This is a genomic window from Shewanella putrefaciens (assembly GCF_016406325.1).
In the GTDB taxonomy this organism is placed as follows: Bacteria; Pseudomonadota; Gammaproteobacteria; order Enterobacterales; family Shewanellaceae; genus Shewanella; species Shewanella putrefaciens.
The window spans coordinates 2,933,743-2,946,384 of sequence record NZ_CP066370.1 but is presented as its reverse complement, the minus strand read 5'-3'; the positions used below and the strand labels follow the sequence as shown (position 1 = coordinate 2,946,384).

General features: G+C 38.2%; 15 protein-coding genes and 1 tRNA gene. 12 read left to right on the top strand and 4 right to left on the bottom strand.

Annotation, left to right across the window (positions count from 1 at the left end):
* Positions 1-14: 14 nt before the first annotated feature.
* Genes JEZ96_RS13165 through JEZ96_RS13120 form a run of 10 tightly spaced genes read left to right on the top strand, consistent with a single transcriptional unit; the run spans position 15 to position 7,956 of the window.
* Positions 15-542: a GNAT family N-acetyltransferase gene (locus JEZ96_RS13165; protein ID WP_227498147.1), complete on the top strand. Its 528-nt coding sequence runs from the start codon at positions 15-17 to the stop codon at positions 540-542.
* Positions 539-769, top strand: coding sequence for an acyl carrier protein (locus tag JEZ96_RS13160; RefSeq protein WP_011788733.1), 231 nt, complete (start codon positions 539-541; stop codon positions 767-769). The genes JEZ96_RS13165 and JEZ96_RS13160 overlap by 4 nt, the downstream gene beginning before the upstream one ends.
* Positions 769-1,515 carry an SDR family NAD(P)-dependent oxidoreductase gene (locus tag JEZ96_RS13155; protein WP_011788734.1) on the top strand — a complete coding sequence of 249 codons (747 nt, stop codon included), beginning with the start codon at positions 769-771 and terminating at the stop codon, positions 1,513-1,515. Before JEZ96_RS13160 ends, JEZ96_RS13155 begins: the two co-directional genes overlap by 1 nt.
* Positions 1,516-1,547: 32 nt before the next feature.
* A complete protein-coding gene (locus JEZ96_RS13150) occupies positions 1,548-2,909 on the top strand; it encodes an AMP-binding protein (RefSeq protein WP_011788735.1) in 1,362 nt (453 codons plus the stop codon).
* A complete protein-coding gene (locus JEZ96_RS13145) occupies positions 2,906-3,961 on the top strand; it encodes a LuxE/PaaK family acyltransferase (RefSeq protein ID WP_011788736.1) in 1,056 nt (351 codons plus the stop codon). The genes JEZ96_RS13150 and JEZ96_RS13145 overlap by 4 nt, the downstream gene beginning before the upstream one ends.
* Positions 3,940-5,130 (top strand): acyl-CoA reductase, encoded by a 1,191-nt coding sequence (locus tag JEZ96_RS13140; protein WP_011788737.1) that lies wholly within the window; start codon positions 3,940-3,942, stop codon positions 5,128-5,130. Before JEZ96_RS13145 ends, JEZ96_RS13140 begins: the two co-directional genes overlap by 22 nt.
* On the top strand, positions 5,123-5,968 hold the full coding sequence (locus tag JEZ96_RS13135; protein WP_011788738.1) for a LicD family protein: 846 nt from the start codon (positions 5,123-5,125) through the stop codon (positions 5,966-5,968). The genes JEZ96_RS13140 and JEZ96_RS13135 overlap by 8 nt, the downstream gene beginning before the upstream one ends.
* A gap of 15 nt (positions 5,969-5,983) precedes the next feature.
* On the top strand, positions 5,984-6,724 hold the full coding sequence (locus tag JEZ96_RS13130; protein ID WP_011788739.1) for a class I SAM-dependent methyltransferase: 741 nt from the start codon (positions 5,984-5,986) through the stop codon (positions 6,722-6,724).
* Positions 6,725-6,733: 9 nt separating this feature from the next.
* Complete coding sequence (locus JEZ96_RS13125) at positions 6,734-7,333, top strand: HAD-IB family phosphatase (RefSeq protein ID WP_025008397.1); 600 nt, start codon at positions 6,734-6,736, stop codon at positions 7,331-7,333.
* Positions 7,309-7,956, top strand: coding sequence for an NTP transferase domain-containing protein (locus tag JEZ96_RS13120; protein ID WP_227498148.1), 648 nt, complete (start codon positions 7,309-7,311; stop codon positions 7,954-7,956). The genes JEZ96_RS13125 and JEZ96_RS13120 overlap by 25 nt, the downstream gene beginning before the upstream one ends.
* A 48-nt stretch (positions 7,957-8,004) precedes the next feature.
* Here JEZ96_RS13120 and JEZ96_RS13115 read toward each other — a convergent pair whose 3' ends face one another.
* The 4 genes from JEZ96_RS13115 to JEZ96_RS13100 form a co-directional block, all read right to left on the bottom strand.
* The gene (locus tag JEZ96_RS13115) at positions 8,005-8,298 is read right to left on the bottom strand and encodes a hypothetical protein (RefSeq protein WP_011788742.1); all 294 of its coding nucleotides are present in this window, start codon (positions 8,296-8,298) and stop codon (positions 8,005-8,007) included.
* On the bottom strand, positions 8,295-9,584 hold the full coding sequence (locus JEZ96_RS13110) for a motility associated factor glycosyltransferase family protein (protein ID WP_011788743.1): 1,290 nt from the start codon (positions 9,582-9,584) through the stop codon (positions 8,295-8,297). Before JEZ96_RS13110 ends, JEZ96_RS13115 begins: the two co-directional genes overlap by 4 nt.
* A 49-nt stretch (positions 9,585-9,633) precedes the next feature.
* A tRNA-Arg gene (locus tag JEZ96_RS13105) sits at positions 9,634-9,709 on the bottom strand.
* A gap of 55 nt (positions 9,710-9,764) precedes the next feature.
* Positions 9,765-10,931, bottom strand: coding sequence for a flagellar assembly protein FlgT (locus JEZ96_RS13100; RefSeq protein WP_011788744.1), 1,167 nt, complete (start codon positions 10,929-10,931; stop codon positions 9,765-9,767).
* A 283-nt stretch (positions 10,932-11,214) separates the two neighbouring features.
* Between JEZ96_RS13100 and JEZ96_RS13095 the strand changes: the two genes are divergently transcribed.
* Together JEZ96_RS13095 and JEZ96_RS13090 are read left to right on the top strand one after the other, a co-directional pair.
* A complete protein-coding gene (locus tag JEZ96_RS13095) occupies positions 11,215-11,847 on the top strand; it encodes a FlgO family outer membrane protein (protein WP_061783055.1) in 633 nt (210 codons plus the stop codon).
* Positions 11,844-12,293: an LPP20 family lipoprotein gene (locus JEZ96_RS13090; protein WP_061783056.1), complete on the top strand. Its 450-nt coding sequence runs from the start codon at positions 11,844-11,846 to the stop codon at positions 12,291-12,293. Before JEZ96_RS13095 ends, JEZ96_RS13090 begins: the two co-directional genes overlap by 4 nt.
* Positions 12,294-12,642: the final 349 nt, after the last annotated feature.

Genomic DNA, 12,642 nt, shown 5'->3' with positions numbered 1-12,642 from the left:
AGTTGAGAATTAAATTGAATAATTATGGTGTAGAACTTCGCGCTGTCGAAATGTGTGATTTACCGCTACTTAGACGTTGGCGTAATCGAGATGATATTCGTTTACAGATGATGCAAACGGACTATATATCACCGAATCAACAACGCAACTGGTTTGAAAGTATTCAATATCGGAATGACCAACAGCATTGGGTTTTATGGTGTAAAGGACAACGAGCAGGCTATGTCAATTTAAAGGGGAATATTTCTGGTGAATTATTTGGGCAAGATCTTGCTGACGCAGGAATTTATTTAGGTCCGTCACCAGTACGTCACCCAATGCTTGCGGTAGCAGCTGCATTGTCACAATTAGATTTTGGGTTTGAAACTTTACAAATCAAGGCGATAAGAACATTAGTGAAAACCGATAACCACTCTGCTTTAAGGCTCAATCAGCAGTTAGGCTATCAAGTATTGTTGAATAAACAAGATTTTATCGCATTAGAATTACTTCCAAGTGATTATTTTATTGCACGTGAAAAATTGCGGAGATTTTTTAGATGACCAGATTAGAAGTACTCTTTTCAAACGCATTAGGGCTCGATATTGAAAAGATCCATGATGAATTAGCCTACAACTCTGTACCCGAATGGGATAGCGTGGCACACATGGGATTAATTGCTCAGCTAGAGGATGCTTATGACGTACTTTTAGATACTGATGACATTATCGATATGAGTAGTGTTGGTAAAGCGAGGGTGATACTCGCTAAATATGGCGTTAATTCATAATGTCACTATTACGAGGTAAAAAAGCATTAGTAACTGGTGCCAATCGTGGTATCGGCCTAGCTATTGCCCATAAATTTGCTCAGCAAGGTGCTGAATTATGGATAAATGGCCTCGATTCAAACAAAATTGAGCAGGTAAGAGTTGAAATTGTTTCTAAGTATGGTACAGACTGCCACGCGTTATGCTTTGATGTATCGGATCCACTTGCCGTAAAAGCAGGATTTCAGTATTTATTTAAGCAAACCAAAACATTAGATGCACTTGTTAATAATGCTGGCATTATGGATGATGCTTTGCTCGGTATGGTGACTCATCAGCAGCTTGAACGAAGTTTTTCAACTAACACTTATAGTGTGATTTATTGTACTCAGTATGCTGCCAGATTAATGGAGCGAGCAGGTTCCGGATCAGTTATCAATATTGCCTCTATCATGGGAAGAGTTGGAAATGCGGGACAATCTGTTTATGCAGGAAGCAAAGCTGCGGTGATAGGTATTACTCAATCTTTAGCTAAAGAGTTAGCGAGTAAACAAATCCGAGTTAATGCCATTGCGCCGGGGTTTATTGAAACTGATCTCGTTAAGATATTAAACGAAAATACCTATGAAAGCCGTTTGCAAAGTATAGCCATGGGAAGAGCTGGTTTTGCTAGCGAAGTTGCTGATGTAGCAGCATTTTTGGCCTCTAATATGGCAAGTTATGTCACGGGTCAGGTGATAGGTGTTGATGGGGGGATGCTTATTTGAATATCTGCCTTCAAGGGTGTGGCGTCACTAAAATGTTGTCACATATAAAAGCTGATAATCCAAACTTAGCGTGGTGGGAACCTCAGCTCGGTTGGCTGACATATGGCGATATTCATCAGAAAGCGCTCCAGCTTCAGCAGACTTATCCAAGCTCAAAATGCTTAATTTACTTACCTTTTTTTAATCGTCTTTCACACGTTCTTCATTACATTGTCGCTTTAAGACTGGGACATCCCCTCATGCTTGCTGACCCATTGATGAGTCACGAGCAGCGGCAATTGACCATTGATAATTATGGTGTTAATGCCTGGATTGATGAGTCCGGTATGTTGCATGAGTTGACAAAAAGTAAAACAACTCAGGCTAGGTTGCATCCTTCTCTTGCTTTGCTATTGCCAACCTCCGGAAGTACCGGTGCATTTAAATGGGTACGCTTATCTCACAAAAACCTCCAAAGTAACGCGCTAGCAATTGCTGAGTATTTACAGATAAATCAAGATGAGCGGGCAATTACAAGTTTGCCATTCTTTTACTCTTATGGTCTTTCTGTTCTCAATAGTCATCTTGCCGTTGGTGCCGCGTTAGTTCAAAGCGAATATAGCACAATGGATCGCCAGTTTTGGTCCTTGCTTAGTAACTTGGAGGTAACTAGTTTTGCGGGGGTCCCTTTTACCTATCAAACATTAAATAAATTGAAGTTTGACTGGTCGAGCTACCCATGTCTTCGCACTATGACGCAAGCAGGCGGTCGGCTTGATTCCGAATTAGCGCGGCACTTTGCTACCGAAGCTTTGAAACGACATAAACGCTTTTTTATTATGTACGGTCAAACCGAGGCAGCTCCAAGAATGGCTTGGATAGCTGAAAATGAAATCGTTGAGCATCCCAATTCTATCGGTCGTCCCATTCCTGGCGGTGAATTTAATTTAAAACCAATTGACGGATTAGCGGAAGGGCAAGGTGAGCTTATCTACCGTGGACCAAACGTGATGATGGGTTATGCCGAAAGTGAGTTCGATCTTGCCAAGGGCGCTGAATATAAAGAGTTAGCTACTGGAGATGTTGCTTATTGTGATACAGAGGGACGCTATTACCTTTGTGGGCGTTTAAAACGTTTTATCAAACTTTTCGGTAAACGTACTAACCTTGTAGACATTGAAACATTTCTCGAAAATAAATCTATTATTACTGCTTGCCTTAATAAAGATGATGAGTTGCTGATCGCATATGAGCCAACGGATCAAGATATAGATGCTGTGAAAAAACAACTTTCACTCTGGTTACGTATTCCTATTAACGTGATTAAGTTCATCCTTGTTCCTGTTTTGCCTCGAACTTCAAATCTTAAGATTGACTATAATACGCTGCCGCAATTATTGGAGTCATCATCATGAATTGGCTTTGGGATCACTCCATATTCGCTTTGCCACAGGTTGAGAAGGAAGCGCTGTTATTAGCTGAATTGAATAAGCTGACCTCTCATCACGAGGTCAACTGTCCTAGCTTTGCTAATATATTAAGAGCATTTCACTGGGGACATAGTGAGGATTATGCCCAGCTACCTTATCTTGCTTGCCGACTTTTTAAGTTGATGAAGTTACAAAGTATTCCCGATGCGAAAATATTCAAAATGATCAGTTCATCAGGGACTACGGGGGCTGCATCTCAAATAGTGCTTGATAGAGAAACGGCTTCGTTACAGACAAAAGTATTGGTTAAGATCCTTCAAGAGTTTATCGGAAAACAGCGACTGCCAATGCTGTTGATTGAAAAAACATCACTCGTACAAAATAGAAATGATTTTTCGGCCAGAGGAGCTGGCGCTGTTGGCCTATCATTTCTCGGTCGAGATCATACCTATGCTCTAGATAGCAATATGCAACCAGATTGGAAAACCATAGATGCTTTTTGTGAACGGTATTCAAATCAACCCATCATTTTATTTGGTTTTACCTTTATGGTATGGGAACACTTTTTAGAACAAATAAAAAAAAGAGGACACAAATTATCTTTTGAACAAGGAATATTATTTCACAGTGGCGGATGGAAAAAGTTGCAACATAAGGCAGTTGATAATGCGACATTTAAAATGCAATGTAGCGAATGGTTAGGTATTGCTAAAGTCCATAATTTTTATGGGATGGCTGAGCAAATAGGTTCAATTTTTGTCGAGTGTGAATCGGGCCATTTACATGCTCCACTTTATTCAGATGTGATAATCAGAGAGCCTACGACCTTAGCCCCTTTACCCATAGGCAAAGAGGGGCTAATACAAGTGCTTTCGGCAATCCCTAAAAGTTACCCAGGACATTCACTATTAACAGAAGATATTGGGCGAATAATTGGGATTGATAATTGTTGCTGTGGTCGTAAGGGACAGTATTTTGAAGTGATTGGACGTCAAAAAGGCGCAGAGGTCAGGGGATGCAGCGATACATTTCAATAAACCAAGCTTTAGATGCTCCTGAAGTCGAACATTTACTTAGAGGACAAACCGGGACTCGATTTAATCCTGTCCCTTTAGCCTGTTTTGCGCCTGTTATTAGAGAGTTTTTAGCGGATTTATCACAACGTCTTCAACAGCAATATCGGATGGTACCAGAGCTAGCGGCTTTTGGTTTTTGGTTACGTCCACGGCAAGTTGAACAACAGGTCCTTCGCTTATCAGGTCGTGCGCCACTTGGAATGGTTTTTCATTTGGTACCATCTAACGTCCCGACAATAGCATTTTATTCTTGGATAATGGCCTTGTTAATGGGAAATTCGAGCATTATCCGATTATCTTCACGTAAACACCCCACTCAAGAGATAATGTTGGAACTACTCTCTGCAATGTTACTAGAGTCGCGTTGGAGCCCAATAGCAGAGCGAACCCGTTTTATCCGCTACCAGCATAATGATGAAATAACCAAATGGTTTAGCGAAGAATGTCATCTGAGAGTGATATGGGGAGGAGACAAAACAATCCGTGCGATTAGACAGCTTGGATTATCAGCTACTGCTCAAGAATTGGTATTTCCTGACCGTCGTTCGATGGCGATTATCGATAGTCAATGGGTATCAACATTGGATACTGATACATGGGCAAGTTTAGTGAGTGAATTTAAACAAGACTGTACGTTATTCGATCAAAAAGCTTGCTCGTCACCCACGATGCTAGTTTGGATTGGGCAGCCTGATATTGCAGTAAAACAAAGGCTATTAGAAGAGACATTTTATACTTTTGGGCTTAATTCTAGTTTGGTAATGGAACGTTTAGTTCAAAGCCAAATGAATGCTGCAATTGTTCAATCTCAAGAGTTAACGTGCTACAAAGGTGTAAGCGTATTTTCTCATCAAAAACCGACCATTTTAGATTATACAGGCCCAGGCTTATTAACTGAGAGTGTTATGCCAAATTGGCAGGCGATTAGCAATACTTATTGGGATATTCAGACTTGTGTCTATTTAGGTGAGTCACTTGCACAATGTCGCGATGAGTTAAGTTGTATTGTTGGGCGTGTTGATCGTGTTGTTAAACCTGGCCAAGCACTTGCATTTGATTGGTATTGGGATGGGATCGATATCTTACATTCTTGTAGCCGGAAAAAATGTAATTGGGGGAACCATGGTTAAATATTCAGGAGTTTGTATTTTATTTGGTGCTGGCGGCGGCGGAGAAAATGCACTTTCATTATTAAAGCTTGAAGGATGTAATATTAGCGCTATTGTCGACAATGATCTAAAAAAGCACAATACCTTTTTAGATGATACTCCTATTTATGCTCCTGAAAAATTGAATTGTGATTTGATTTTTGACAAAATACTTATTGCAAGTGGATACTCTAAGTCAATCTTAGCGCAATTGGGGCAATATAATATAAGCCAAGAGCGTATTATTGTATTACCTCAATATTACTTAAAGCCTAATCGGTTTTCCGATCAGGTTTTATACTCTTTAGCTTGGGATTTTATTTTTAGTTTTTCTGAATTAATGAGTAAATTAAATATTCGATATTGGTTGGATTATGGGACGTTACTTGGGCTTGTAAGGGATAATGATTTAATTTCATGGGATTCCGATCTTGATTTTTGCATTTTAGATGAGAATAAAGGTTATTTGATTAATAGTTTTTCTGTTATATCTGAACATATATCCTCCACTATTGGATGTGATGTTAAAATTGAGCTGATAAAAGGTGTTGAATGTGAGCATTCAAGAGTTTTTATATCTTGTAATCGTGATAATGTGATTCTCGATATTGATGTATTTATCAAATTTAACTTCTCTAATTTTGTGTGTTTGGAAGTCATGGATAGGGTTGAGCGTTATAATACTGAGCATTATGTTGCAGTTGACTTTTTGAATGTAAAAGGAATTTCTTTACCAGTACCCAATAAGTATGATCAATATTTGACAAGAGTATACGGTAGTTGGTGTGTTGCCAACAAAGAGTGGACTTTATATTCATAAATGTAGGAGAAAATTATGGCTAGGATTTATGGCGACGATAAATTAAAACTATCCTACGATAATGTTGTAAAGTTCTTTGAGGATAGGGCGAGAAAATCAGCAGTGGTTGGGGATTTAAGTGCTGTTATTTATCAGGATAAAAATCCTGAATTAGCAATAAATCGAGATATCATTGAAAAAAAATTGTTACTCCCAAAACTTGGAATTGACCAAAGCAGTATCGTTTTTGATGCTGGTTGTGGTACAGGGCGCTGGGCACAAGAAATTATTCCCTATTGTGGGCAATACTATGGTGCAGATATTTCTAACGGATTTATTGAGATTGCCAGTAAAAAATTTAAAAGTTATAAAAATGCGCATTTTTTTGTTTCACCTCTTTGGGAAAGGAAAATATTAAGTAAAGGTTTTAAAGGAATATGCACTCATGCTTTATCATTTGGTGTAATGATCTACATGAATGACGAAGAATTAAAAGTTTATTTAGATATTTTACTTCATCTTATGTCCGAGAAGGCTTTAATTGCTTTTAGAGAACCAATTGGTGTTGCACAAAGATTATCCATTATCGAACATTTTTCAGATGATATGGAGCAAGAATATAATGCGATTTATAGAACTGAATTAGAATTGTTTGAAATGATTGATAGTGTTTTTAATCATTCAGGATTTAGCTTAAAAGAAAGTGGTGATGTGCATAGTGCTGCTTTATCTAACCGAAGTGATACTAAGCAAAAATACTATATTTACCAAAGATAGGTTTAATAAATGAAGACAGCATATTGTTTTGATTTAGATAGCACATTAACTACTTTAGAGATTTTACCATGTATTGCTTCAGAATTAAATATTTCTGAGGAAATGGCATTATTGACAAAGCTAACTATGGACGGTGTGATAGATTTTATCTCATCTTTTAAATTGAGAGTATTATTGTTATCAACAGTTTCAATTGAGAGAATTAACTCAATTATAGATGAAGTACCATTAGACTTAAAATTATTAAAATTTATAAAAGACAATCGTGAGCAATGTTTTATTGTAACCGGCAATATTGACCTTTGGATTAAGCCTTTACTAGATAAGTTTGAGTGTAATTATTATTCATCATCTGCTCAATATAGTGATGGTTATATCAAACTTGATAAAGTCTTAGTTAAATCTGAAGCGATAAAAAATATCAGAGCAATGGGATTTGACAGGGTTATTGCTGTTGGTGACGGAATGAATGATGTTCCGATGTTTCTCGAGTCAGATATAAAAATTGCATTTGGGGCGATTCATCACCCTCCTAAATCACTCGTAAATTTAGCAAATTATATTGTTCATAGTGGGGATTCTTTATGCAACTTATTGAAAATGTTGTGATTGCAGCTGCAGGTATGGGAGCGAGAATTGGTCTTGGCATTCCGAAATGTATGATTGATATTGAAGGAGCAAATCTCTTATCAAGGTTGATTAATTTACTTGATAGCTATTGCAAAAATATAGTTGTAGTTGTTGGTTATCGTGAAGAAATGGTTGTTGAATATTGTTCTGTTTATCACCGTAATGTTATTATTGCAAGAAATCCTGATTATGCAACGACTAATACAGCTTATAGTTATTATCAAGGAGCTAAAAATTTAGTAGGGAAAACATTATATATAGATGGTGATCTATTAGTTGAAAAAAATAGTATGCTAGCTTTTCTTAAGAGTGCAAGCTCTGTTGATGTTTTAATAGGGGTGGCAAAAGCAAATAGTGAACAAGCTGTATACGTTGGGTTGGAAGGCGAATCTGTCACCTATTTTAATCGAAATTATCAAGGTGAAGAGTATGAGTGGGCAAATGTTTTTGTCGCGCCTAGTAACTTCTTGACAAAAATAGATGGTTATGTTTTTGAATCAATAGAGTTAACTTTACCACTTCCTTCAAAAGAGATCGTATTAAGGGAAGTTGATACTAAAGATGATCTAGAACAAGCTATTCTATTTTGTCGTTCTTGGTGATCTTTTTAAGATGGAATATTAAAAGTAGATAGTTATTTCTATCTGCTTTTAAGTTGAAAACTCTGCTCGAATGGGTTGCTTTTGTAATAAAATGGGGATTTCATATTCAAGGAAGTCCGCTAGTGATAACCAGTCCTGATTTTCTTGGGCAGTTAGCATTGGAGGGATTATTTTAAATATTTGACTTTTAGCATCCGCATCTAATGTTTCAATAATAGGCTCAATTATATTTAGGCATTCTCTTAGTTTTTTTGAACCATCAGCTTCTTGTCCTAGCCTGAAATGATGTGCAGTGTTAATTAGTTTATCGATTAGCTCTTGCAATCTTAGTTCATAATTCATCTATTAAAGTCCTTAAACTGTGTCCCCTGAATTCGTGCACCTTCAAGGCTTGATTGATAAAATTTCACATTAGGCTTGGTCTTAATGTAATTTTCTAAACTACGTAAATAACCTCTAAAATTCAAGTCTGTTGGTACTCTTTTTCCTCGTCCATTCAGGATCCAATGTTTAGCATTATTTATTTTTGGTCCTAATGAACCATCAGGCCAAAATGCATGAGTTTTATTTTTGGTGTAGCAAAAGTCACAACCAAACATTGATATTTCATAAGCGCCTAAATAAATTGCTAAATCTATAATTGGATGAATAACACTACCATTAGTATATAAACGAAGTTTAGGGTGAGAATTAGCCAAAGCGTCGTATTGCTTATGCTTTGAGTAAGCACAATATTTTTTTCCTTTCCATTTTTCTACTACTTCAGGTGCCAATTTAGGAAAGTATACCAATGAGATGTTATCTGTCTCTTCTATAGGTAAATGGTCAAGGCGAATATTTATATCTATACTAATCACTATGTCTGGGTAGATCCCATGATTTATTAAGCCTCTTAGTGCAGTATCTGCTGCAATCATTAATGGTCTTATGCTTTCAGGTAACTGGCGTTGTTTAAAGAGATAATCATAGTGATCTTCAAGGGTTGGGCCTGATGCGATGACAAAACACTGTGGGTTGCTATGTTGCATGATTAGCAAATTCGCGCTTGGATCATTTTCTATATTTTTTATATTGGCCTTAAATCGAGATTCAACTCTCATATCGTTGATATGCTTTTGATTGACATAGTGGCGATTTAGTTCAAAGATGATCAAATCACGAATAATAGCATTTTCATTGCTAACTAAATTGAGTTCAGGAGTTATTGCAATATATGGAAAACTCAGTGTTTTTCCTGCTTGTTCGTGTAAGGTCAGATTTGGATGATCTAGCCACTCTCTCTGATCGGTATAACAAAGTAATAACGCGAATACTGCCAAATTTAAAATGCATACTTCAATGCGAGTATAGTGAGAGTTTTCAATCAATACGCTAGGTACATCACCCATACCCACCCCATAAACTGTTACTTGGCGAGCATTTGGGGGAAGGGTGTTGATAAAAAGTTGTGCTTCAGCGATGCGGTCGTGACGACTACTGAGCTGAATACCATTTACACTAATGGTTTGATCGCGGCCTATGACAAGATGGGCATTAAGTTGATCTATTGATTGGCTTTTGATCGCAGCAGCCACAATCGGCCAGCGTTTAGTAATAATATGTAGATTATTGGCAAATAGTTCAGTCATTCCGTTTCCTCGGAAGCTTTTGTTATTTGATATCACCGACATCACTATCTGGTCTCTCCACAGGGACTCGAACCCCGATCGGCCGCTTAGGAGGCGGCTGCTCTATCCTGTTGAGCTATGAAGAGACGAGAGTGATTATACTGGTTTTATCTGTGATTAAAAGGCTTATGATTTAGTTGCTTAAATCTTAATCGCGATGTCGTTTATCTGTACGTTGTAGACAGCATTTTGGTCTACAAGCACCGCGGTTGAGCTTTCTTCACTGACTTGTTCAATTTTGACTGTGGCGCGACTTTTTGTCGCGACAGGACGCATTTCATTGAGTCTGTCTGGCAAGTTCTGTTGTAATACTACTTGGAATTTATCGTTAACACGAATGCCATGTTTTCTGCCTAAATTTAATATTATCCTATCAGCTTGGCGACTCACTACTTGCCCGAGTAAAGGGCGGCAGTTGAGTGTGCTATCCAAATCTTGAGTAGCTTGCTGCATTAATTGATTGATATTTCTGCCATATGCCGAGCGCCAAAACCTTTCACTATTAGGCGATACTACGGCTTGTTCTTCAAACTCCCATGGGGCAGAGGTACTGTAACTTTTACTCCATACTTCTTCTCCACTGATCCCGTGGTAGAGATTAAGTTTGAATTGAAATTGTCTTTGTGGGGCTTCATCCCAGATGCCGAGGAAGGTTGATTTAACTGGATCTGTCGAAATATCAATAATTTGTGGCTGAAGAATATATTGGCTGTCGGTTATTTCGCTCAACCAATTTGGTAGCCTATATCCTCGAATATCGACTAAATCTTGGGTAATATCGAGTCTTTCTTTAGCATGTAGGTGGCTAAAACTCGTAGATGAATAGCTATCGATATTATGGCTCAATTTTTCGGAGATAATTTCTTCAAACCCTGAGAGTTGACCGTATCTAAGCTGGGTGCGATCTTTTATTTGCGCTTGAGGTATTAAAATAGCCGCTTTTAATTGCCCATTCGGACATTGCTGCGTAGGGTCTTCATTCAGATCAAGTCGTAGGGAAACATATATTCTTTGGCCTTGGATCCGCTCATTGACCAGTTGAATGCTGATTGCTTGGGCATTTCTATTTATCGCAAAGCTGCTTTGGGTGAGATTGCCATTAGTTGTTTGTTGTTCGCTGGATATTCTTATGCCTGTATTAAGCGTTGCATAACTTACTGCCTGATTGATGGCTTCTTCCCTAGCTTGGGCTATATTGCCATTAATAATCATGGCCTCACCACTGGCTTCGATCCATTCAGCCTGTACAGACATTGAAAGTAAAGTAAGGCTCAAACTAATGATAGAAGCGGATCTTAATATGTGCATCAATTCAGTCCTTAATGCTGTGCCATCACGAATGACGAGATTGTTAATTTAGCCAGTTTACTGACAGACAACGCTATTAGACTAGAAAGCAAGTTTCATGCCTTATTGAAAGGGGACTTTAGATAAAGTTTTACTAATGACTGCCGATAAAGTAGCTATGGATATAATCCCAATGGCAATTTGCTGTCTTGGTCTGGTATTTGCATTTGATATTTCCTGTGTTGTAGCTGTGGCCTAATTATCATTTAAATGGCCAAGAATTCCTTTAGACGAGGTCTGCCCAATGTTAAAACGTGTCATTATTCCCTTAATCCTAATAGTGTTAGGTGGATGCGTTGCTAAATCCGTTGTGCCTCCGAAACCTAGCTTAGTTGATGGCAATGGCTTGCCGCCAACATCGACGATTAATCATTTAGCTCAGCGAATTGTCACAGAGTTAGTTAAACAAAATGATGCACTCCGTTCAGATCAACCCATAGTAGTTACAACACCTGTGTTGGTGGGGGATATGAACAACACTAATGCAATGGCACAACAGTTACAGCAAGGATTAATGACATCACTGCATAGCTTTCAATTTAATGTTGTAGATTTAAACCTTGGTGATGGTTTAAGGGTGACGACAAGTGGTGACTTTATTTTGACGCGGGATTGGCAAAAGTTATCAAACAATCTCCCCGTTGAACATTTAGTCGTATCGACGATGAGCCCCACAACAAATGGCATGGCAATCAATACACGTATCGTGAATATCAGTAACAATCGCGTGGTTTCTGCGTCTCAAACTTATGTTACCCAAAAAGAAATGGCCAATTATATGCAGGCATCAGAACAAGTGGTCTCACAGAATGGTATTTTATATAGGCAATCAAGTTCAGGCATGAATGAGGTTCGTGTGTTGGGAGATGGAAAATGAAACATTACCTTTTACTCGTTGCAACACTTTTGTTTAGCGGTTGTGTGACAAAAGACAGATATGTACAGTGGGAAGATGTGCCTCCACCCAGTTTTCCCAAATTAACAGCTATAGGTTATGCGCCATTAGCGACACAGCCTGCTAAGGAACAATCGCAAAGAGTGTTAATGGCGATGCAAGCGTCAAAAATAGTGGCTTATCGTGAATTGGCGGAACAAGTTTATGGTCAAAAGATCACGGCGAATAGCAGTGTGAGTGATTGGATGTTAACGGATGATAATGTAAAGGCTTCAGTATCTGGCGTTATTCGCGGGGCTAAAGTGGTAAAAAGCTATCCAGCTGGTGAGCATTATGTTACTGAGTTAGAACTTGATTTTTCTCAAGTTTGGGCTCTTTATCAACAACAAAACCGTCCACAAAAAGTTAAAGAAGTCACGTATTTTTAGGCATGTCATACCCAAATATTGATTTCACTTTGGCAAATTTTTGCATCTAAAATACTAACGCTTTTGGAGCTTTTGATCGCGAAGCAAAAAGCGGAGTTATGCTACTCAAATGAGGAGTTGCGTGCATGAAGGTAAGTGCATGTCAGCTGAACTTTTTAGCTGGATCTCTGTTGTGATTGAGCGTTTGTGTTGAAAAGATCCTGTGGGAAAAGTTTTGTCCTATATCACCGTAAAACGTCAATCTTTCGTATCAATCCCTTTCTTATAAACACATCGACCGCGCATTTGCGCGGTTTTTTAGTTTATTGATTTTGCAAGCGATTATTTTGCGAGAGATACTAGCTGAAAT

Excerpts from the sequence above, each read along its gene's own strand:
- JEZ96_RS13090 (WP_061783056.1), top strand. The coding sequence starts at position 11,844 with ATGAAACATTACCTTTTACTCGTTGCAACACTTTTGTTTAGCGGTTGT.
- JEZ96_RS13140 (WP_011788737.1), top strand. The coding sequence starts at position 3,940 with ATGCAGCGATACATTTCAATAAACCAAGCTTTAGATGCTCCTGAAGTC.
- JEZ96_RS13135 (WP_011788738.1), top strand. The coding sequence starts at position 5,123 with ATGGTTAAATATTCAGGAGTTTGTATTTTATTTGGTGCTGGCGGCGGC.
- JEZ96_RS13150 (WP_011788735.1), top strand. The coding sequence starts at position 1,548 with ATGTTGTCACATATAAAAGCTGATAATCCAAACTTAGCGTGGTGGGAA.
- JEZ96_RS13130 (WP_011788739.1), top strand. The coding sequence starts at position 5,984 with ATGGCTAGGATTTATGGCGACGATAAATTAAAACTATCCTACGATAAT.
- JEZ96_RS13145 (WP_011788736.1), top strand. The coding sequence starts at position 2,906 with ATGAATTGGCTTTGGGATCACTCCATATTCGCTTTGCCACAGGTTGAG.
- JEZ96_RS13100 (WP_011788744.1), bottom strand. The coding sequence starts at position 10,931 with ATGCACATATTAAGATCCGCTTCTATCATTAGTTTGAGCCTTACTTTA.
- JEZ96_RS13155 (WP_011788734.1), top strand. The coding sequence starts at position 769 with ATGTCACTATTACGAGGTAAAAAAGCATTAGTAACTGGTGCCAATCGT.
- JEZ96_RS13115 (WP_011788742.1), bottom strand. The coding sequence starts at position 8,298 with ATGAATTATGAACTAAGATTGCAAGAGCTAATCGATAAACTAATTAAC.
- JEZ96_RS13110 (WP_011788743.1), bottom strand. The coding sequence starts at position 9,584 with ATGACTGAACTATTTGCCAATAATCTACATATTATTACTAAACGCTGG.
- JEZ96_RS13160 (WP_011788733.1), top strand. The coding sequence starts at position 539 with ATGACCAGATTAGAAGTACTCTTTTCAAACGCATTAGGGCTCGATATT.
- JEZ96_RS13125 (WP_025008397.1), top strand. The coding sequence starts at position 6,734 with ATGAAGACAGCATATTGTTTTGATTTAGATAGCACATTAACTACTTTA.
- JEZ96_RS13095 (WP_061783055.1), top strand. The coding sequence starts at position 11,215 with ATGTTAAAACGTGTCATTATTCCCTTAATCCTAATAGTGTTAGGTGGA.
- JEZ96_RS13120 (WP_227498148.1), top strand. The coding sequence starts at position 7,309 with ATGCAACTTATTGAAAATGTTGTGATTGCAGCTGCAGGTATGGGAGCG.